This window comes from Paenibacillus sp. FSL E2-8871 (assembly GCF_038000345.1).
In the GTDB taxonomy this organism is placed as follows: Bacteria; Bacillota; Bacilli; order Paenibacillales; family Paenibacillaceae; genus Paenibacillus_AQ.
The window spans coordinates 5,449,487-5,471,810 of the sequence record NZ_JBBOBV010000001.1 but is presented as its reverse complement, the minus strand read 5'-3'; the positions used below and the strand labels follow the sequence as shown (position 1 = coordinate 5,471,810).

Here is a 22,324-nt window from a genome sequence, read left to right as displayed (position 1 = left end):
CCCTCCTCTTTCACCTGTTCTTATTCCATCCGAACTTTATTCTCTATACTGCAATCTATCCCCTTTAAAAAACTAGAATTTCCCATCTGGTTTCGTTGACCAAAAATAAAGGTAACCCTGAAGCTGGTTGTTCAACCGCCTCCAAGATTACCCGTAGTACTACTAACTCTATTCATTCTTTTTTTGTATAAACACATACGTACTCTCATCCGACAGCTCATCAGCAAAGCTGAAATCAAACCCGTCGAAGCCTTTGATATCCTCCACACAGGTGATTTGCCGCTCAGCCATGAAGCGTACCATTTCACCTCTGGCCATCTTGACCAGGGTCGCTCTCTCAACGATCTTACCGCCGATTTCCTGCCCGAATACACAGCTAATCATTCGAACGTTTCCGCCAACATACGGGGAGATGCACTTGCTATATTCCTTGGAGGCCAGATTCAGAATGATGTCACTCTCCGAAAATAGCTGATCTGCCAGCTTCCTGTTCCAGAACTCATAGATAGACTTGAAACCTGGTCCGCTAAGCTTAGCCTGCATCTCCAGTCTGTACGGAACAACGCCGTCAAACGGCCGGACGATTCCATAGAACCCGGACAATATCCGCAAATGCTGCTGAAGATATTCCAGCTCCTCCATTTGAAGAACCCCGGGTGCCATGTACTGGTACTGGATGCCTTCATAGGAAAAGATAGCCGGTGTAAGATTCCGTGTTACATCCATATCCCGAATCCGTTCCACATTTAGCGTGGCGATGGCATCATTGCATTTCCATAGTGATTTGGCTTCTTCATAATTCAACTTTTGTAATAAGGCCAGAAGAGTCTGTGACTCGCTTATGAATTGCGGCATCTGGCGGCAATCCATAAAATCCGTATCCATCTTCATCTTCTTGGCAGGCGATATAATGATTCTCATGTTGCTCCCTTTTCTCTTTTCTTACCCCTGCGGGGAATTTAAATGTAATCTTATCCTATCACACTTAATCTTCGTAGGCTTGGGGCAAGTTCATGAAATTTGTTCACTGTCGCCCACTTTGCCCGCTAACTCCTCCATCTGTACCTTGGTTGCCGTTTCTTCTTGTCCCACCATTCATGCCGGGAGAGCTCCCTCCATCTTTACCCCGGCCACCGTTAAAGCCCTGTCCCCCGTTCACCCTTGAACCAGGATCTGTACTTGATATCTTCTGAGCGGTGATGGCGTCACAGGAGACGAGCACCATGGAACAACTAAGCACTACTATGAGCAAAGCGAGATATCGCTTGATCCGCATCTTTGAACCCCCTCTTTCCGAGCAAAAATGGTCAACGTGGAAAATATCTTTTTAACATATACTCATATATATCTTTAAAACCCATGTAGGATAACACGATCAGCAGCGGATATACCGGATAAATATACCGGGACTTAATCTCCCATAGTAGATAGAAACCGATAAAGCCCAGCACCACAAGAATCACAGAGGTTTCCTCATACCTTTTGGCTCTTATTCCACCGATTAAGCGAACGAGTATAAAAACATACATCAAAAAATTCAGGACATACAGCAACCACAGTAGCCCGCTTCGGTAGCTCGAATCCCCCTTAAATAGATCCGTAGCAGCATTAGTGTAGCTATAACGGTCCATGACAAAGCCCATTCTTCCACCGTTACTGGATGATCCATCATTCCCAAGTCCATATCGTTCCATCTGGTATGTTCCTTCTGTCCAGGTCCAAACGATTTTTTTATAATACATTTTCACTACGTCGCTTAGGCTCGCCTCGGAGAGTTTATGGCTGATTTCCTCTTTAAATAGCTGCGTACTTTCTTCCTTATTATAATTGGCATCCTGCTGGTAGATCGTATAGCTCTGCCAGTTATCCCAGAATCCAAACGTCTCCAGATTGATCCCCATATTCAGCCACATATAGACCGGTGCGGAATTTTCGTTAATTGGTTCATCTACGACATTCGTCGCCTGCAGCACAGCATTTTGCGTCCAGCCTGGAACATTAAACATTAAAGCCGTAATAAACAACGCGCTCAGAGCTTTTTTTACCCCGATCGCACGCAAGTTGAACAAAAGACTGACTACCACAGCAATCAGAAAAATAACACCGATACTTCGGAAATAGTTCCCGACTGCCAGAAAGATGGCTGCGAAGACAATATCCTTTAAGGACTTTCTTTTGATAAATTTCACAGCAAAATATAAAGCACTTGTCAAAAAGGCAGTCGCGATCACATCGTTATAAATTAAATTACTCATAAACAAAGAAGGGATATAGGTAGCGGCAAACACGAGAATGCCATAATCATGATCCTCAGACTTACCCTTGAGCTCTTTATACAGCAGGTAAATCATTAACGAGGTTAAGAGTGTAAATAGAATATTGAATATTTTGATTACCAGATAATTATCCGGAAATAACTGTAGCAACGTCTTTAAGTACACAACAATCGAGAAATTAAACGGGAACATATGCAGATAACCCGTCGTGTCAAAAGATGAATAATCATTCCTGTACATCATATCGAGTGCCAGTGAAAGCACCGTCTGCGAATCATCCGTCGGCAAGCGAGGAAACAGAAAAATGATCACGAGCTGAATGGCAAAAGAACATAGCAATATGACTGGAATGACGATTTTCCAACTGTACTGATTAAGCTTCAGGCATATTTTATACAAAATAACGCTTAACGCCAGCACCACCACAATCCCTAGAATAAAAAGGCCGAGCTGTTGCTTCTCCAAAACTGGTGTGTCCCCATATACGAAATAATTATATTTCGCTCGGATAAAAAAGGAGGAAGCGATAAACAGTCCTATGAAGCATGCCAGTATGAGATACAATGTTTTTTGAATTGCCCTTACCATGGAAAACCTCCTTTTCACAGTAGAAGTCTATACAAGCACATCCCCCGATTCATAAAAAGCATTATAAACACCCAAACTGAATATTGAATGAAAGCAGCGAACAAACGTAAATAGACCGCCTCCCTCGCAAAGGGTTGCGGTCTGTATTGTAATTTTTTTTAAGATGAAGTTCATTTAAACCCTTGGAAATCCAAATCTTTCATGAAGCGATTACTGCCCAGTATGCTCTTTACCCTCTTCGTTACATTAGGTCCTTTAGGTGTACTGCCTCGTCTATTCAGTAAGATCCATCTTAGACAAGCCCATGCTTCGAACACCTCAAGCTCTTCCAGCTCCATAAAATTCTCCAATAGATAAGCAGAACGGAACATATCAGCGTAACGCTCGGAGATGTGGATTTTCAGCAGAATAAGTGACCATTCAAAATCATATCGAGGGTCTCCCAACTGGCCGTTCGTCCAATCGATGACGGTAAATCGCTGTTGTTCCTCTACTATATTTCCTAAATGAAAATCTCCATGAATGATACGATCTTGTCTCATTGGAGTTTGCTCCACTAGAGAAATCAGAGCTTGATTAAGGTCTGTATGCTCTCTCACTTCAGGAAAAAAGTAGTCGATGAAATCGTACTTAGGTAGTTGTATATGTTCCAGCTCAGCGATATCTATTTGATGAATTCTGGCTAAAATGCTCGCGAGCTCCTTCATTGTCTTATTATTCACTTTATGAATTGGCGTTCCGTCAAAGCTTGTTAACAACACCTTATTCCCGTCCGGATTGATTCCCCAACCCACTGGTTTAGAGACGGCTACCCCTCGTTCGGACAGGACATCCAATAAACGATATTGAAACTGAACATCTGGTTTGGAGCTCTTACTCCATGTTTTCAAGACATAGCTTTCCTGATCTAGATTGATCTTTAGAACCTCAGCTTCAAAGCCATCATCCATCGGATGCGTGGTTAAGCTGGCTTCATGATAGAGTAGCTCATCCATGATTTCATGGTGTTCAAGCCAGTTTACATTAGTTATAGGGGTTCTCAAGAGCAATTCTTCCTTTCGGGTGATTGTATATATCCAATTATTCTTGTGGAATATCAGCTACGATCTCAATGCCACCATCCCATTCTATAACCATATTCATGACGTCCCGATAGAATATGGCCATCTTTTCCATGTCTTTTACAATCAAAGTTACAGCACCGATTTCCATGAAATCCACCCAATATTCTAAATTATTCCTTTTATGATCGTAGATATAGTAGCATAGGCGGTAAAATATTGAAATGAATTACAACAATAATAAAAAGCTCTGTAGAAACTCTACAGAGCACTGTCAGCTTGAATCTAACTTCTCTATCTATGTCACTGAATAAAATGCTAATCCGATACTTGAAAAGATAAGCAACAGTATGGTAATAAAAACCGCGGATCCTATATACTTATTCTTCCTAGGCTTACCCGTAATTGATATTCCTCTTTTTCCAATAAGAGAATATAAAATGAATCCCAATATGGGAGTGGTCGCAATCATTAAGAATACCCAAATCCAAGGATTTATTCCTCGATACAAACAATCATTGTAGAGCCATAGACATGATAGCGTTATAGTCAATAAAGCAAATACAACCACTAATACAACTAATGGAATCATAACGTTCTCCCTCCTTTCCTATTTGATTTAGAATTCACATGTCCCAAAAAAGAAATGGATACAGTTTGCATAATGAAAGCCCGCGCAATGGCGACTCTTTGCTCCCCCCTATTTCACTTTTCTTTTGTACTTTGGAATATTCGTGCCCTTGATAACCTACATTGAAATCATAAACCAAATTTTTTTTGTTTTTTGATGTTCGTTGTAATCCGCACAATACTCGTTGTAATCTGCAAAATAAAAAAGCGATTTCTCATTCTTTTGAATGGAAAGTCGCCTTTTTTTTATTTTATGGATTTGGTAAGACTACGATTGAATTAAAATAGCCCTCATCGTACGAAAAGTCTGAGTATCCTTTTAACTTTTTGACTCGTTCATTGATGCTGCTGATTCCAATGCCGTACCTATTTTTCCCTTTTTCAGAAATTAATCGCCCATAGGAGAAATCCACATTCACATGATTCGACGAATTTACAATGATTATGAATAATTTATCCTCACTAAATTTTATTTTGATTTCAATTTCCTTTTTTATTTCTTCTGTTAATCTAAGCACTGCTTCTACTGCATTATCTAAAAGATTCCCTAAAATGGCCGCTAGATCAATGGTATGTTCTATAAATAAATCATGAGGAACTTGGAGGTCTAAAGTGCATTCTATATTATACTTCTTGGTTTGTTCTAGCTTACTATGAAGAATGGCATCGATGGGTATACACCCGGTTAATAATCTATATGAGAATACATTGGTTTTTAATAACTCCTGTAGCTCCTCTTTTACCTCGTCTGTTCTATCCCTCTCCAATCCATAGGCTATATTTAATAAAATATTTTTCAGATCATGTTTTAGCTTAGACATTTCCCTTTGATTCTCTAAGCTCTCTTCGTAATATTTATTTTGTGTCTCCATTATGGAGTACTTATGTATAAGAAAATTTTTCCCTTCTAAACTATTGTAAATCAGCATAATGCACACATTCACAATTAACAAAAAAACACATGGAACGAATTGATTGATATCTTTATACTGAAAAATCCAATATATACTCAATAAGGATAGACAAGGCACTATACTTAATAACAAACATTCCTTATTACTTAATCCTATCTCATTATCAGATCTAAAATAGAGTAACAGCTTTGCCGACAACATCACAATTAACAACGATAAAAAGTTTGCACTAAAATATACGACTAGCATAATGAATAACTGACCTTCAAATTTTTGATCATAATTATATGTAATAATAGACAACGCCAAGTCTGCAAGTGTAGTGATCAGCGTAAAAAAGATAATGTGGTAGATCCTTTGAGCCATTGATCCGTAGAACGAATACAGTATACAGATACTCAAAAGAACAACAAATAAAAACAACTTAACCATAGAGTTTGTATCACTAGACAATAATTTTATTACTCCCATAGCGAGAAATGTTAAGGAATAAAATTTATACTTTGAAATTCTGAGGTTAAGAAATCCATTGAAATAAATAGAGATCGATGTTACCTGAACAAGCGTATAGAGAATAGCTAGAACTCCAATGCTAATAACCTCAATATTTCTCAATAGCCAATCCTCCTTTTTATGAAGTTGTTATAAGCATCTTTAACTACCTTTCTCTGACCTCTACTAATTGCGAAATTTTCTTTATTGGTGAGAATAATATCGGTTCCCGAAACAATATGTACATAATTTAGATTTAAAATGGTGCCTTGATTTACTTTTATAAAGGACAAGGGATCAAGCATTTCTTCAATCTCTTTTATCGTGCCATAAAATGAAAACTCGTCATCAACGGTTACAACATGTATAATCCTACCTTTCTCAGATGAAATGGATAGAATCGTCTCACTTTTGATTTGATAGTTAAGATTTTGAGTTTTGAAGAATAAATACTGGTTATTCCTTTTAACCTCATCAATTGCGTGGAGTAATACTTTACTTATTTGCTCTTCTTGTATTGGTTTTAGTATGTATCGAAAAGGAGAAACTTCAAAGCTTTCCATGGTGTAATTGTCATAGCTGGTAACGTAAATGATAATCATATTTTTATCTATTTTTCTAATTTCCCTAGCGACCTCGATTCCATTTAAAATCCCCATTTCAATATCTAAGAATAATATTTGATACTCTTCGTTTCTAGCTTTTAAAGCATTCAACAATGATTTTCCGGATTCATAAATGTCTATATCTAGCTCTATGTTTTGATACAAACCTGCACTATCTATAATAATCTTCTCTAACTTGGAACTATGTAATTGCTCGTCATCACAAATGCAGATTCTAATCATTCCTCTAAACTCCCTTTTCAAATAAACATATTATTTTGAAAATAATACCTTATTAGTAATAATTCAATAAAGAAGATCAGTAGTCCTTGTAAATAAAAAAGACGACCGAAGTCGTCTAGTAAATGCTTATTAATCGATTTCATAGCCAACGGTAAATCTTGAACCGCACAACTCATACCCGATCTGAGTATATAATCGAATAGCTTTCCTATTATCTCCATGCGTGCCCAAAGTAGCGATTATTTTGCCCTGCTGCTTTAGATAATTCAGTGCGGTGCAGATGATGTTACGAGCGACACCTTTTTTCTGCCATTCAGGAATGACGAATACATTCTCCGTTGCACTTCTCTCGTCGGTGATTCTCCAGGTTGAGGTGTTGCCGATCAATTGATCGCCATGAAACGCGCAGAAATTAACGATTTCGGGAGATCCCTGCATCCACCCCAAATGGTTCAGACTCCACGCCACACCGTCAAAGGCTGCGAGTTCAGCATGACGATATTGTTCCTGAGCTTCACTATTGTTCAGTGCAGTTGGCTTCACCAGAACCCCTTCTGGTAAAGGATACTTAGGAATCTCCCTACTCAAGTCAAATTTATACACGACAATCGTATCGCAAATCGTAAATCCACGCGCTAGACAGAAGCTCAACTCTTCGAGATCATCTGTGTCGAGATATTGAGCCATGATAATGCGCTTCTCTTGATACCCAGCTTTAATTTCTCTGACCCGTCCGATTAATACTTCAATCAGTGCAGCTTTGATACCTTCATCCTCGGCGTTCTCTGCAAATATAATTTCGTAATTAAGATATCGTTTGAAGTTTGGGTCTTCATCATGTCCAACCGCATGAAAAGTATCATGCTCCATCAGATGAGCAACGGCCAGAACCTCTCCGTCGCCACTCACTGCACAGAACATATTTCGCTTATCCAGATCTCCATGATACAGATATAGCATTTTTAGAACAAAATCCATGCTTTCAATTTGCTCCGCATCTTCATCCTTCGGATTTCGGATTACAAAGTCCCTCATGAATAAACATCGTCTCCAATCTTTTATGGCGCTGCAAATCATTTCTTAGTTAAATAATGGATGAGGCAGGCCATGCTCAGCAAGGGAGAGTTTAGTTATAGTCATTGTTGCGAGGGATATTGTGAACATAAGCGTTGGCAGGATAGCCACAGCTTGAGCTTTTTATTCAATCTTACTAGTCCCCAATCGTTCTAATAATCGTGTCATACGGATCTAATTCCAAGGTTTGCTGTCCATATTCCGTATGAATCGTAGTTTTTTGAAGCTGATCGCTATTGTTAATGACCACGAGTATTTTGCTTTCTGGATAATAAGCACACTCTGTATATAAGTTGTCCGTAATGTACTTGATCTCCGTGAACTCATTACCCGCCAAACGAATCAAATTCAGCAGCAATCTTGTATTCTCAAAGCTGAATTGGAAAGATGGAAGGTAGATCCCCTTTCCTTTACCGAAAGCATGGGTGGACAGTGTTATTAGACCATCCGTTTCAGTCACAACCGCTGCTGCTCCATCAGTAAGATAAATGTTATTTTTGTGTGTTATGCTAGCCCCAATAGGTACTACACCAAGCTCATCCTTCACTTCATATGTCCATTTTCCATGCGCTACTCTGGAGCCTGTATCCTCATCTACACCGAGCACATGTGCCATTCTGAAAAAGCTGTCATACCCTTCAAGCGCTGAAGGTTGATTCACGCCTATAAAAGTACCACCTTCATACACCCACTTTGTCAGTAAGTCCACACACTTGTTGTCCCTCCAGCGTTCTCCACCACTCCATGCTGAGCCAGCAGATCCGGCATTGATCACTACATCACAATCTTTTAATATTCCCTGACGGATATCCTCAAAATCAATGAACTGTACTTCAATCGGCAATCCGGATAAAGCCTCGTTGATATGAATCAAATCATGCATATACGTTTCGTGGAAATGCCCAGACAAGGTCCACGATCTCAATTTGCCCCAAGCGTGCAGAATGGCTACCTTCGTCTTAATATGATACGGTTTGCCTTTATGATGCAGCTCTTTAATTACTCTGAACTCATCCGCAATCTTTTCGATATAATCACAAAAATCCGGATAAGGCTCTACAAGATGCAAATATCCACCCAATCCAATTCGATCTATAGGCTCTCTGAGTAGAGCACGCCGAATATTGATCCAATATTTTTTGGCATCTAGTGTAGGGTTCCCTCCCTCCATAAAGGTAGGCAGACCACCTAAACCAACCGGAAACAAGTAGGGATGCAGCCGAATCTCATGGGTATCTACTTTTACACCTGAACACATTCTTGCCTCGAACCCTGAGAACACACATTTAATCATCCCGTCGAAGCCAAACTCCTCGAAACGATCATTGTAAGGCTCCATGCCAACCCAACTGTCATCATAGAAGACATATGCCAGCTTGTCGTGCCCATGCACAATATCAATTAATTTCTTACTAAATTCGATGACAAAATCATTGATAAATGCCATCCAGTCCAGTTTGCGCTGCTGCGCCGGGATATGACTGACACGATATTTTCCACCATTCACAAAATCCTCGGCCGTGAGCGAATACCCATATTTTTGAGCAAACAGATCAAGCGCTCTTGAGCTTACCGTAAAATCATATGAACCCCAGTCCGAGAACAAATGGCGATTGCGCTCATTGCTGCCCCAGATCCAGGCGAAATTATAAAATAGGGACGTAAACCGAACCACCGTTGTTTCCTTATGCTTACGGCACCAATCTTCAAGGAAGTGGAGCAAATACTTTTGCGTTTCAACATAGATGGGATCAATCTGCATTAGATGTTCTTTTTCCCAGTGATTCGTGGTGTGATTGTACATGGAGATCTCTTCCCAAATCCGGTAAACCATGAAGCTGACTGTGTATTTATGCCAAGGCGCAATTCCAGTAATGACTACATTTCCTGATTCCCGCTCATAATTCCACTGTTCTTTTGGAACCTCTTCACCAGTAGTTCGGTCAAAAACCTGCCAGTACTTAAACGCCTCTTTGGAATCATTCACTCGGAATTGTTCAGCGAAAAAGTCCTCCATCAAATAAATGGATAAATAATCTTCGACCGCTACCTTCGGATTAGTAATTAAAAAGCTCTGCTGTAGCTTATCAGGGTTCTGGGATGCCCATTCGTTATGATCTCTGATGATACAGATTGTAGAATAAATGCCGTATCCTGCGTTGATAATCTCATCGGACAACTGTGTGCCGTCACTGTCACGGATGACATCGGCACCCCACCGTTCAGCTAACTCTAAGGTCAGTGCCTCATAACCGGATTCGCCCGGTAGTGTAAAGGCCCCCGTTGTTTGCTTGGACAACTTGGATCCCTCCTATTTGAGCATATCGGACAGAAAAGAGAGTGCTAAGCCTTGACCCCAGCCTTGAATCCAGTCTTTTGGAATATTGCGATAGCCTTCCCGGTCCTTCATAACCGCTGTTCCGCCCGATACTCCCAGTACACGTCCATCCTCGCTGATATTGCTTAGGATACCCTTCAGCGCCTTTTGCACATATTTGGTATGCAGCGGATTGCCGTTATTGATCATTGCAGCCGCTATCCCGCAAGAGGCAGATACTTCTTCATAAGATTCTTCGTCATCAAGCACTGTCCGCCACAAGCCGTTCTCCGTTTGCACAAGCTTGAGTGCCGCCAATTGATCGCGCAGCGAACACTCCACGTCCATACACGCCGGATACAAATACCATTCTTTCAAAAGCTTTTTGACTTGCGACATGGTATATGCGCCCCAAGCATTTGCTCTGCCCCAATATAGTCCGGACATATGATCCTGCTTCACATTATTGTAGCCATGGTACCAGAGGCCGCTGCTAGGGTCTTGCAGGTATTTGATATGCCAGTAATATTGATTCAGGGCATCCTGGATCATTTCCTGATCGTTTAATTTACTTCCTACGCGTAGCAGAAAAAACGCCGCCATAAACAATGTATCTGCCCATGCCTGCTCTGGAAAATCATTCGAAATAGAAACGGTATGCTGCAGCACATGATCTCCGAATCTAAGCGCATGGTTCTGCAGATAATCCACCTTGCTCATTACAATATCCCAATACTTCTGGTTGCCTGTTTCTTCATACAAGGTAATCAGCATATGCCCCATGGCACAGGTGTTTACCGTCCAGTCCGGCAGGCCCAGCTCAATATATTCATCTGCCCACTGGACAAGCATATCCAAATACTCTGTATTACCTGTCGTTTTATAAGCTCTGGATACCCCATAATAAGCCACACCACAAGGCCAGTCCCATGTTAAATCCATCGTCATTGTTTTTCTAACGACTTTGTCGATAACGCTTAGAATCTCTTCTCTGTCATAAGTTAATTGAAGCATCTTGATTCTCCTCTCTTTCGCACACGCCCCCATTGGCGCTTGAGAGCTGTCCGTCCTATGTAAACGCTTTACTAACTCTATTGTAAGGAGTAAAATGGTCTGATTCTAAGCATATTCATAACTAAACTGTGCAATTTCAACCATTAACTAGTGGTTCTTATATTTCGGGATTGGCCGTGACTACAGAGAATGTTTGGACTTCCGGCCGCTGTTGTCTGCAGATTTCTTGATTTTATACCGCTCTTCGCGGTGGAAATCTGCAGACAAAGGCGGACGCTAACGCTCCTACAGTTCCAAACTTCTCCTCCGCCACTTTTTTCCCAAATTGTATAATATCAAATTCTCTTTATATAGTTGAATTTGGTATAACGTTAACCTATAATCTACTCAACCTACGTAATAAGAACGGGAGTATTGAGATTATGCCCAGAAAAAAGAAACCCGTCATCGAATACCGCCACTACAGCTTGCCGATAAACTTCCCTATTTTACTGTTAAGCGGTGAACGTTGGAAGATTTCCGATATCAAAAGTGAACATCTCCATTTTCATAACCATTTAGAGATTGGCATTTGTCATTCGGATAGCGGCATCATGGAGATCAAAGGTGAATCCGTACCCTTTAAAGCCGGAGATGTGACCTTCATCCCTAGGTATCTACCTCATACAACATATAGTTCTCCAAAAGAAGCCAGTCTGTGGTCTTATATCTTTTTTTCACCTGAGGAGCTCTTTCAGCATTCATTCAAAAGCGCTTATAGTGACTTCGAGCCAAATTTGTGGGCGATCAAGGGGATGAATTGTATTTTGAACAAGGAGGAACATCCCAAGGTTTATACCCTTGCTACATCGATTGTAGAGGAATTGAAGCACAAAAATCCTTACTATCAGGAAAGTGCCTACGGCTTATTATTATCCCTTTATATAGAACTACTTAGAATACATTCCCGGAATGAACCCTTAGCAGAGCAAGAAACAGAGCATAACCTGAAAGGTGATTTTGTCATCTCTCCGGTTCTGGAATACATCACTAAAAACTACATGATACCTATTACCATCAATGACCTAGCTGATCTGTGCCATCTAAGCACCACTCATTTTCGCAGAAAATTCCATGAGATCATGGGGACCGCACCTCTAGATTTCCTAAACAGCACCCGCATTGAAGAGGCCTGCAAGCAGTTAAAAAGCACGGATGCTTCCATCCTCTCCATCTCTGAACGAGTCGGCTTTCAATCCATTTCCAGCTTCAATCGATGCTTCTCTAAGCTTATGGGCGAATCTCCCAAACAATGGCGTAAAGCCGCACATTCCGAAGCCCAATCTGCAAAAGCATCTATATTGGAGTTTACGGGGTGGGTATAGGGAAAGGGAGTCCCTGTTTACCTCACTTCACAAAATCTACTTAACACATGAATGATTTGCTCCTTGCTCATAGGGGCATCGTGCCCTGGGATATACGTAGTGAATGAAAGATTTTTTAAAAACTCAACATATTCCTTCATTTTTATGGGATCAATCTTACCTTCTCCATGATAATAATCTCCACTATGTGCATCACCTGCAAATAAAACCTCCGTTTCTTTAACATATACAACACAAGAGTCTGCTTCATGCGGCCCTCCTACCTTGAGGATTTGGCAAGTGATGCCCCCTAAATCCAATGTTAAAGAATCCTCGAAAATAATCGATCCTGTGCTGACCGAAATCTTATCGAACGTATCGTATTCTTTTTTCATACAGTTATAGGCGAATTCTATTTCTTCTTTTGTCCCTAGACGTTTTATAACGGACTCTTCATCCCATTTCCACGCTTTCAATCGCTTTAGTACCTCATTCGTTGCTGAAGATACTATGGTTTCCCCCTCAAAAGCATGCATACCAAAGGTATGATCCCAATGCCAGTGCGTAATCAAAGCATATTTGGGACGTGGTAGATTGTGATCATCCAAACCCTTTATAAAGGCATCAAAATGCGATTTTGAATTGCCACAATCAATCATAATTGAAAAGTTCTCACCTACAACATATCCCAAAACAGGTCTGTCTGTTTCCCTAACATTTTCTAAGTAATAAATAGATTCATTTATTTTTTTCAGTTCCATAAGATTGTTTTCACTCCTTTAGAATAGCGGGTCATTTTGTAATTTAATAATGGATCCGCAAGACTTATTGAGCAAGGGAGAGTTTAGTTTTAGGTGTTCTCACCAAGAGCATAGTCAATCTTACTCAAAAAAATCAAAAGGGAGTCCTCCGGTAGCCACTTTTTATGACTATCGGGAGACTCCCTCAATGAGATATCTGTTATAAAATTATTTAAATTTCTTTACAGTCGTCGATTTAACTTGAAATGCTCCATTTTTGTAAGCAAGAACAGCGGTTTCTTCGCCTTTAATTACGGAAGTAGCTTCACCATGAATCGTTTTTGTTGCAACAATCTCATAGACTCCATTTTTATCTACATCAGATGCTTTCATTGTATTGTAGAGTGAACGTTTGCCATTCACTTTCACGTACTCGTTAAGAAGAACTTTCACACCACTATCTTTGAAGGATACTACGTAAGCATTAGTGCTGCCGTTGTTACCGCCAGAGTATACAGTAATCATGACATCTTTAGATTTATCTCCGTTGAAATCTCCAACGAAGTTAATTTTTGGCTGGTAACCCGTGAAGTCTTTGATATTACTATTAATCACTTTTTTAGTTTTTCCTTCTAGAACGACGATGTTGATATCTGTAACCAATCCACCATTAGCGGCATCCTTGTTACCAATCAGTAAGACATTATCCGCAATACCATTACCAGTTACATCCACTTGTTGTTTCGCAAGCAGGATTGTTTTTGCTGTTGTTGTAATCCCCTTAAGCTCAAAACGTTTGCCAACGGTGAAATCACTTGTTGTAGTTGATGGTGTAGTCGCTGGTTTGCTATCGGACTTAATGGTTTCTGTACCTACAACCTTGAAGGCACCGTCTTTGAATGTGAATGTTGTTTTTTCCTCACCTAGAACTATAGCTTCTGCGTCACCGCGAATTTTTCTAGTCCCCACCAGATCATATACACCATCTTTATTGAGATCTACTTGCTCTAAAGTGTTGAAAAATGCTGGTTTACCATCCACAACAGGTTTTACACTCAAAAGTGGTTGTACCTTATCACCTGTGAAAGACAATATGTAAGCATCTGTTGTACCATTGTTACCACCGGAGAATGCTGTAAACATTACATCATTTGCTTTGTCCCCGTTGAAATCACCAATCCATTGAATTTCTGGTTTAAAGCCATCGAAACCGCTGATTTTTGCATCCTTCAATGTGTTTGTTTTGCCATCGACAACAACCAGGTTGATGTTGCTTACATAACCAAGCTCATCTGCTTTGTCACCGATCAGATAGATTTTATCTTGGACACCGTCTTTATTAACATCGTTAACTTGTTTTCTGATAAGAACAGTCTTATCTGTTGTGTTAACACCTTGCAATGCGAAAGGTTGGCCAACAGTCAGTTCACCAAGTGCAGGTTGTTTAAATGGGTCTTCTTTAGTAGTTTCTGTTTTGCTAACTTGGAATTCGCCGTTTTTGTACGCAAACCATACTTTTTCATAGCCTTTTACCTCGGCATTAGTATCACCATAGAGGGTTCTGATTCCAAGTAGGTCACTTACACCATCATTCTCTACGTCAACCGCTTCTAATGTTTTGAACAATGCCCGCTCACCTTTGATCTTCAAGTCCCCGCCCAGAATAATGGAAGGTGTTTCGTTCTTGAAGGTTACGATTCTAGCATTGGTAGATCCTTTGTTACCACCTGAGTAAGCGGTAATCATCACATCAAGTGCATGGTCATTATTGAAATCACTCACATAGCTGATTTTCGCGTTCAAACCACCAAAGTCTTTAATCCCTGCGTTTAACACTTTGTTTGTTTTGCCGTTTACAACGATGAGATTAATGTTGTCGAAATCAGGAGATTCATTTTTGTCACCGATGAGATATAAAGTGTCCTTCACGCCATCCAAATCAAGATCAACCGTGCTTGTTGCTATCAATACTGTATTGGCGTTCGTTTTAACACCAGCTAGTGTAAATTTTTGTCCAACTTGATTAGTGGATGATGCTACGGTTGAACTGGTTGGCGTTGCGACAGGATTGGCCATTGCTTGGGAAGAGAAAGATGCGACTGCTGCTACACATAATGCAACGGATAATGTTTTCTTTATTTTCATTGTGTTACCTCCGATGGTCTTTTAAGGTTGGTGTCGATTACAGACTTATTATAATCCTAGAAACATAGGACAGAGTGACGGTAAGGTAACATTATCCTATTGAAATAAAACAATAACTAAATAAAATATCCAAATCAGAGGAACTTCAAGCACTAAATAATGCCAATTTCTTTCGGGGATAGCGGTCGCAAAATTAATAGAAACGCTTTCATTCGCTATACCATGGGATTTGAACAACCCTACTTTTTTTTAATAGTTTGATAACAATTCTGTAAAATCAGTTTGATTCAAATGACGCGCAAACCTATTCAAAGGCTACAACGCTTGGAACTTCATTTCAAGCGAGCGATGAAGAAATTAATACTAGTGCAAAAGAATATATCAATTATATCTTTAAGTACCATATTTGATACAAAAAGGGCTATCCCAAGTCTTGATCAAAGACTTTAGGGATAGCCCATAACGTTGGCGAAGCAGTCTAAAGCGTTTCTGTAGTGAGTGTAAATCCTTCGATCACAGCATCTTCGTCAACCTCAATCAAAATGCAGCGTCTACCTTGATAATTCACTTGCTTCACATATTTCAAATCCTGCGGACTGACCGAAATCGTAGCTACCTTTGTTTCGATCTTTATCGATTTTGTAGTGAATTTCGGCATCACACTACTTGCCTTCATCTCATAGTGCTTGTTGTCTACGATGGTTTCAAACGCACGTTCCACTTTTTCCATCGTCACGTCTTCAACACCGCTTACCTTCAGCACACGTTCTACATCTCTATAGTCGAGCTTAGGAGGTTCTTCTTCATCTTGGTTGGTTTCAATGACCTGGTGGATTTCCTCGTACAGCTGAGCAATGGTGGTCGCGTCAAGTTGTTCGCCCGCCACTTCCTTCACGATGTCTTCGAAAATAGCTCTCTCTTCCAGTGCCGTCACGGATCTTTCGGCGTTCAAGACCTGCTCGATGAAATGCGGATCTGGAAAATTCGATTTTCCCGTACAATACAGAATGCGGTTCACATCGGAATAATTGTCCGTCACGCTCGGGTAAAAGAAGCCCTGCTCCGGTGTACTTAACTTAACAATCGGATCTACAATGACGTTGTACTTGAATTCCCTTTCCACATAATCAAATAAGAGAGCTTTCCGTTGCTTCTCCGTGGAATTCACGCTGCATAGAATAAACGGATGCGCGAACATTTCGTTTTTCTCACTTTCCTCGGCTTCATCGTTTCTATCTTTGGTCGGGCGGTAATACTGTCCGCGAACGAAAGTGATCACCGTATCCCGTTCATAATGAGTATCCGCCATCATTCTGTCCACCAACAGCAGCATCAGGTCCTGCCATTCATCTGGATCCCCTGTCACCAAAGCTTGGTGAAGCATCACCTGCGCTGGTTCCTCCGCTTCCCCCTGAAACTTCAACTCGAACAATTTCTGATCCAGTTCGCCGGTCAAGAGCTTTTTGAAATTGCCCATATACAGCTCCTGCTTCTCTCTATCCACCATTCCAAACGGCAGGCGCTCCCAATGATAGATCTCGTTACTTTCCTTCATAATATACACGTTGAGAATATCGTAAATATTCATTAAATCGTGATCCAGCTTAAATTGCTTGCGTATATGCGCGACTTCTTTCTTTATCATGATTCGTTAGACAACTCCTAGGAAGATAAATTGGTCTTTTCAGTATAAAGGATAAAAAAAACCTTCGCTATATTAGTTGAACTTAAAATTTTTCTATTAAGGTAAGTGCGTGACTGCGGTGAATGTTTGGACTTCCGGCCGCTGTTGTCACCAGATTTCTTGATTATTACCATGTTTCATGGTTGAAATCCGGTGACAAAGGCGGTCACTACGTTCCTACAGTTCCAAACTTCCCCTCCATCACTTTTCCTTTTCAGAATACTTTTAGTTCAACTTATATAGAAGGTTTTTTACGTGTTGCTTCTAATCAATTAATCGCATGCTCTAATGCATAGTCTTCAAGCGGAATATCTACCTGTTGATCCATGGCTAGCTTGGCTAACTGCTCACCAAGAAAGGGTCCCATCGTTAATCCGGATGACCCTAGTCCATTAGCAACAATTAGTTTATTCCATCCTTGAACCCTGCCCAACACGGGCAGAAAATCTGCTGTAAATGGACGGAACCCTACTCTTATTTCATTTAGGCTACAATCTGCAAGACCGGAAGCCATTTGAAGACCTTTATTTAAAATTTCTTGCATTCCACCTGCGGTTACAGCAGTATCATAACCTACGACATCATTTTCGTGAGTAGCACCTACCACGATATTTTGATCCGCAAATGCGAGTATATATTGATCTGTAGGCGGCATTACCACAGGCCATTGCTCTGTACTCGCTTGTTGAGCAAGCTTCAAGTGCATAATTTGAGCCTTCTGATAACGCACCTGGAGCATGATCCCGAGCGGATGAAGCAAAGCGTTAGACCAGGCCCCTGCACACACAATCACTTCATCCGCTGTGAATGTCTGTTCTCCTACGCTAACCCCTTTAATTTCATGATCAGCATGCTCAAGAATAGCATCTCCCTCAATCATTTGCGCACCGTTACGCTGTGCCGCTCTTAGCAAAGCATCACGTAATTCACGTCCGTCCACTCTTGCTGCACCCGATACATGCAGCGCATGATAACCTTCCGACAATAATGGAAACTTCTCTTGCGCTTCAAGATCCGTCATTATCGTAAGCTCACCTATTTCAGGGGCGTCCTCTCTGCGAAGCTCCGCTCTTTCTTTCATCGCGAGTAACTTTTTCAAATCATCATGGATACATATCGCTCCAACTTTTGCGTATCCAGTCTCGGTTTCTCCAGCCTCTTCCAACTCTTGAATAAGTGCTGGATAAAAGCTTGCTCCCGCTTTAGCAAGACGATACCATGCTTTGTTTCTGCGTTGAGATAACCATGGACAAATAATCCCTGCTGCTGCATCCGTTGCTTGCCCAACATCTTTACGATCTATAATTATGACCTCAGCGCCTAACTTACTTATCTGATAAGCTGCTGAAGCCCCTAATATCCCTGCACCAATTACAATAACCTTGTTCATGTCCGAAGTCCCTTCAGTTATTCACTTTTAATCAATACATTAACACATCCACTATATATCAATGTAACAACCCGAATGATGATTCATTCACTACTTACCCATTGTATCTTAAATTTGACATTTATAATGAATTATCGTACTATAAATCTCACTCAGTTAAAAGTACTTTAATTAGAGTACTAAAATAAAAGTGTTGTTCAGAAGAAAGAAGGTATACAGTTGAAGTTTTCACAGTTTTTGAAGTCCAAAGGGGCCATTGGTTCTATTTTTATGGGTGTGTTCTATGCCATTGCTATGCTAGGTATTTTCTTACCAGGGTATACAGCACTTCCAGGGAACATGGATGATTTAAAAATTGCTATCGTCAACGATGATGCAGGTCAATATGGGGCTCAGATTTCGAGTCAGTTTTCGGAGAGCTTACCATTCAAAACGATAAAAACCGATGTATCGAATAAAGAGGCAATGGATGAATTAGAGCATAATAAGTTAGCTCTAGTTGTCCATATCCCAGAAGAATTTTCCGCCAACGTTCAAAGCGGTAAGGTATCCGCAAGTATTGATTTCACAGTCAACGAAGCTTCTGCCACCATGGTATCTTCAGCCATGTCTTCCGTTGTAGGAGAAATTAACAAACAATTAAGCGCGAACTTCTCAGAGCAAACCGCAAAAGGTGTGTTAATGAACTTTAACGTACCAGAAGAACAAGCCACCGCAATGGCTACACAAATTGAAAATAGTTATGTCGGGAATTATGTTGTCATCAATGATGTTCCGGACGGCATGCACAACAACATGCTACCTATGTTCTTAACTATGGCTGGATATGTTGGGGCAATGATTGCCTCCATGCAATTAGTTGCTTCTTTTAAAGCGAACCGCGGGAAAGCAAGCAAGACAAAACTGTTTATGTTCGTTCAATTAACAGCTTTATTAATCGCTGTATTATCAACAGTCGTTGCTTTAGCCATTGCATTCTCTATTGCAGATGTAGACCTATCCTTACTGTTACCAGTTGCTGCTCAGCAAATTCTAATGTATATGGCTGCATTTAACGTATGTGCGATTATGGTCTTCCTAGTTGGCGAAGGCGGTATGGTCTTAAATATTCCAATCCTGCTCATGCAAACCATCGCCAATGGTGCTACCATGCCTCGTGATATGATGTATACACCATACGATTGGTTCGGCCGCATCACACCGATGTATTATTCTGTACAAGCTTATTTGGCGCAAATGTTTGGTTCCATCAGTCCAGCACCCTTCTTATGGGGATTAGCAGGCGTATTTGCCGGAGCTATGATGATTAACATTGTAATCGTCCGGTTTGTTCATAAACCTGTACCTCTGACTAAAGAAACTATACTGCCCGTTGAAGTTAAAAATACAGCTGAAATAACCGCCTAGGTTTGGTAAGATAGAGTTTAGCCAACAATTAGGAGTGGGTTCTGTGATGTCAATTCAAATTTATATCTTAAGTAAGTTAATGGATGAAAATAATTATCCTTATAAATTAAAAAAAGAACTATCCACCCCTATTCCTTTTGATAAATTGCTAAATCTATCTGAAAGCAAACTATATTATCACTTTGAATCCCTTACGAAACAGGGCTTAGTTGAACAGGTAGAGATTATCAAAGAAGAACATCGCCCAGACAAGCAGGTGTTTTCCATTACTGATAAAGGGCGTAAGCAGCTCCCGCTCAAAATTTATCAGGTAATAGAAAATGCAGAATCTATCTCAGATATGATTGTCGCTCTTGTGAATCTTCGTTTTGTAGAGACTGACAAAGTGATCCCGATTATCGAGAAGAAAATTGAACAGTCACTGATAAAAAAAGATCATTTAAATCAAATTTACCATCAAATAGATGTGAAAAGCTCCTCTCGTGAAGTCGTAGATTTCATGGAAAGCTACTACGCTTCTCAACTAGAGCAATCTATTCACTGGTGGAAGGTTCTTTTAGAAAAGCTGAAAACGAAAACGATATAAAGAAGACGCTCAGGGTAATCCCCTAGCGTCTTCTTTATATGTATCTATGGGCATCTCTACCCTGAGTAGACCATCTTATTTTGAATCTACAACCGGAACCGAAGCTGGAGCTGCAACTCCCCCTTCATTCTTCTGCAGGTTCTCCTTCACTTGTTCAGTCCCTAAGGACTTCACAGGAGCACCGATGCTAAAACTGTCGATGATCTTCCCAAGTGTAGCTTGGTCAAAGTCTTCTTGAGCGTAAAGTTCAACGGTAAAGCCATCTTTTTCCCAAATCACAATTCCATTTGCAAAATAAACTTTAGTCCCGTTGATTACTTCTGTCTTCACTTCTTCTGTAGTGCTGATCCCATTGTCGCCGCCCTTGGAGATTAGGAAATTAACAGCTTTATCCCCGGAGTTATACTGCACTTCAGCCATGCTGGTCCCCTGAAGAACAACATTCACAAACTCATAGTCAGCCATCCAGGTTGGTGCCGGGAAGTTCATTCCAAGCTCCGCACGTGCTTCATCCAGAGTCAACTTGGCTGCAACCGGCAATTCAATGGCAACATTTTCCCCGCCTTTCCCCTCTTCAGATATTGACTGTCCAGCCGAAGGGATTTCCTTATCGTATTGCGTGATTTCGAGATTTCCTACTTCAAACTTTGCCATGATCGATTGGAACATATCCTGTGCATAGGAGGTTGCAGAGAATGCTCCACCTAGACAAATTACTGCACTACCAATCACTATTGCATTTCTCCAGCTGCTTTTTTTCATCGTTATCCCGTCCTTTTTCTCTGATTTGGGTTCAAGAGCTCCGTGGTCCAGCTTGTATACTAAACGGTTATAAATTCTTTCTTTGGCGGCAGTGTTATCCTGTTCAACATTCTCAAGCAGCTCTATGGTTTTGCTGAATTTTGAGAGATCATTTTTCTTATTCATGGTTGAATCCTCCTGCTTTTAAGGAAATATGCAGTTTCTTCAGACTTCTATGCAATACGACACCAATATTGGACTCACTGACGCCCATGATCTGTGCGACTTCGGAATTTTTTAGTCCAGCCCCATATTTCATTGCAATGATATTACGTTCCTTCTCACGCAGCTTGGAGAGCGCCTTGAACAGTGCTTGATTATTATCCTCACGAATCGCCAGTTCCTCCGGAGACGGCTTGGGAAATATGAGCTCCAGCAAAGAATCTAGTGAGGTGTAGCTTCTTTTCTTCTGCCCCCGGAAGTAATCCGTCACAGCGTTCCTTACAATGGCAAACAGCCAAACCTCAAAATTCGATTTTTCTTCTGAAAAGCTATAATACTTACACATCACCGTCTCAAACACCTGACTACAAATGTCCTCCGACACGTGGTGGTTATTAATACGATAACTAATATATTTGTAAACACGTTTGTAGTACGTATCGTACATCCGGGTAAATTCCTCTTTTGACATCATGGCACCACGTGATCTTTCGATATTTTTGTAACGGTCCGCAGTACCTTGGATAACTTCCATCTTCACCCTCCTTCCACCTCACCTTCATCGAAAAGCTAAACAAATTGCGCAATTTGTTGTGAAGAAACTTACATAAGTTAATACGTAGAAAAGCCCAAACCATTAACAAATGTTTTGATAATTGTGGGATGGTGAGAAACGGGTGAAAGATCACAATCTGCGAAAGCGGCGATACTTGAATTGCGGGGTGGATATTTGTGTGGGAGAAACTGTTATCATAACATGCTCATTCCAAGTATTGTCTATCAACAGGATGTTTTGTATTTGCCCAATTTAAAAATCCTGCCATTATCCAGCGGGATGCTTGATAAATGGCA

Annotated in this window: 19 protein-coding genes; 3 read left to right on the top strand and 16 right to left on the bottom strand. The window is 40.7% G+C overall.

Annotation, left to right across the window (positions count from 1 at the left end):
• Positions 1-168: 168 nt before the first annotated feature.
• From yaaA to NYE25_RS24615, 10 genes are all read right to left on the bottom strand, one after another.
• Positions 169-921 carry a peroxide stress protein YaaA gene (gene yaaA, locus NYE25_RS24660; RefSeq protein ID WP_341147066.1) on the bottom strand — a complete coding sequence of 251 codons (753 nt, stop codon included), beginning with the start codon at positions 919-921 and terminating at the stop codon, positions 169-171.
• 103 nt (positions 922-1,024) lie between these two features.
• Positions 1,025-1,276: a hypothetical protein gene (locus NYE25_RS24655; protein WP_341147065.1), complete on the bottom strand. Its 252-nt coding sequence runs from the start codon at positions 1,274-1,276 to the stop codon at positions 1,025-1,027.
• 31 nt (positions 1,277-1,307) lie between these two features.
• The gene (locus tag NYE25_RS24650) at positions 1,308-2,864 is read right to left on the bottom strand and encodes a glycosyltransferase family 39 protein (RefSeq protein WP_341147064.1); all 1,557 of its coding nucleotides are present in this window, start codon (positions 2,862-2,864) and stop codon (positions 1,308-1,310) included.
• Between the two features lie 170 nt (positions 2,865-3,034).
• Entirely contained in the window at positions 3,035-3,907 is an 873-nt protein-coding gene (locus tag NYE25_RS24645) for an aminoglycoside phosphotransferase family protein (RefSeq protein ID WP_341147063.1), read from the bottom strand.
• A 37-nt stretch (positions 3,908-3,944) separates the two neighbouring features.
• Positions 3,945-4,076, bottom strand: coding sequence for a VOC family protein (locus NYE25_RS24640; protein ID WP_341147062.1), 132 nt, complete (start codon positions 4,074-4,076; stop codon positions 3,945-3,947).
• 730 nt (positions 4,077-4,806) lie between these two features.
• Positions 4,807-6,084, bottom strand: a complete 1,278-nt coding sequence (locus NYE25_RS24635; RefSeq protein WP_341147061.1) for a GHKL domain-containing protein — start codon at positions 6,082-6,084, stop codon at positions 4,807-4,809.
• Positions 6,081-6,809: a LytR/AlgR family response regulator transcription factor gene (locus NYE25_RS24630; protein WP_341147060.1), complete on the bottom strand. Its 729-nt coding sequence runs from the start codon at positions 6,807-6,809 to the stop codon at positions 6,081-6,083. The genes NYE25_RS24635 and NYE25_RS24630 overlap by 4 nt, the downstream gene beginning before the upstream one ends.
• A gap of 129 nt (positions 6,810-6,938) precedes the next feature.
• Positions 6,939-7,844, bottom strand: a complete 906-nt coding sequence (locus NYE25_RS24625) for a GNAT family N-acetyltransferase (RefSeq protein WP_341147059.1) — start codon at positions 7,842-7,844, stop codon at positions 6,939-6,941.
• Between the two features lie 175 nt (positions 7,845-8,019).
• On the bottom strand, positions 8,020-10,182 hold the full coding sequence (gene gnpA / locus NYE25_RS24620) for a 1,3-beta-galactosyl-N-acetylhexosamine phosphorylase (RefSeq protein ID WP_341147058.1): 2,163 nt from the start codon (positions 10,180-10,182) through the stop codon (positions 8,020-8,022).
• A 12-nt stretch (positions 10,183-10,194) separates the two neighbouring features.
• Entirely contained in the window at positions 10,195-11,214 is a 1,020-nt protein-coding gene (locus tag NYE25_RS24615) for a glycoside hydrolase family 88/105 protein (protein WP_341147057.1), read from the bottom strand.
• Between the two features lie 422 nt (positions 11,215-11,636).
• Between NYE25_RS24615 and NYE25_RS24610 the strand changes: the two genes are divergently transcribed.
• On the top strand, positions 11,637-12,578 hold the full coding sequence (locus NYE25_RS24610; protein WP_341147056.1) for an AraC family transcriptional regulator: 942 nt from the start codon (positions 11,637-11,639) through the stop codon (positions 12,576-12,578).
• Positions 12,579-12,595: 17 nt separating this feature from the next.
• Here NYE25_RS24610 and NYE25_RS24605 read toward each other — a convergent pair whose 3' ends face one another.
• The 4 genes from NYE25_RS24605 to NYE25_RS24590 form a co-directional block, all read right to left on the bottom strand.
• Positions 12,596-13,318, bottom strand: a complete 723-nt coding sequence (locus NYE25_RS24605; RefSeq protein WP_341147055.1) for an MBL fold metallo-hydrolase — start codon at positions 13,316-13,318, stop codon at positions 12,596-12,598.
• 207 nt (positions 13,319-13,525) lie between these two features.
• Positions 13,526-15,442 carry a hypothetical protein gene (locus NYE25_RS24600; RefSeq protein WP_341147054.1) on the bottom strand — a complete coding sequence of 639 codons (1,917 nt, stop codon included), beginning with the start codon at positions 15,440-15,442 and terminating at the stop codon, positions 13,526-13,528.
• A gap of 478 nt (positions 15,443-15,920) precedes the next feature.
• Positions 15,921-17,087: a DUF4317 domain-containing protein gene (locus tag NYE25_RS24595; protein WP_341147053.1), complete on the bottom strand. Its 1,167-nt coding sequence runs from the start codon at positions 17,085-17,087 to the stop codon at positions 15,921-15,923.
• A gap of 307 nt (positions 17,088-17,394) precedes the next feature.
• Complete coding sequence (locus NYE25_RS24590; protein ID WP_341147052.1) at positions 17,395-18,516, bottom strand: NAD(P)/FAD-dependent oxidoreductase; 1,122 nt, start codon at positions 18,514-18,516, stop codon at positions 17,395-17,397.
• Positions 18,517-18,735: 219 nt separating this feature from the next.
• Between NYE25_RS24590 and NYE25_RS24585 the strand changes: the two genes are divergently transcribed.
• Together NYE25_RS24585 and NYE25_RS24580 are read left to right on the top strand one after the other, a co-directional pair.
• On the top strand, positions 18,736-19,923 hold the full coding sequence (locus NYE25_RS24585) for a YhgE/Pip domain-containing protein (protein ID WP_341147051.1): 1,188 nt from the start codon (positions 18,736-18,738) through the stop codon (positions 19,921-19,923).
• Between the two features lie 46 nt (positions 19,924-19,969).
• Entirely contained in the window at positions 19,970-20,509 is a 540-nt protein-coding gene (locus NYE25_RS24580; protein WP_341147050.1) for a PadR family transcriptional regulator, read from the top strand.
• A 75-nt stretch (positions 20,510-20,584) separates the two neighbouring features.
• On the opposite strand, the gene NYE25_RS24575 is transcribed toward NYE25_RS24580, so the two are convergent.
• Together NYE25_RS24575 and NYE25_RS24570 are read right to left on the bottom strand one after the other, a co-directional pair.
• Positions 20,585-21,436: a hypothetical protein gene (locus tag NYE25_RS24575; protein WP_341147049.1), complete on the bottom strand. Its 852-nt coding sequence runs from the start codon at positions 21,434-21,436 to the stop codon at positions 20,585-20,587.
• Positions 21,429-22,007, bottom strand: coding sequence for a sigma-70 family RNA polymerase sigma factor (locus NYE25_RS24570; RefSeq protein ID WP_052404147.1), 579 nt, complete (start codon positions 22,005-22,007; stop codon positions 21,429-21,431). The genes NYE25_RS24575 and NYE25_RS24570 overlap by 8 nt, the downstream gene beginning before the upstream one ends.
• Positions 22,008-22,324: the final 317 nt, after the last annotated feature.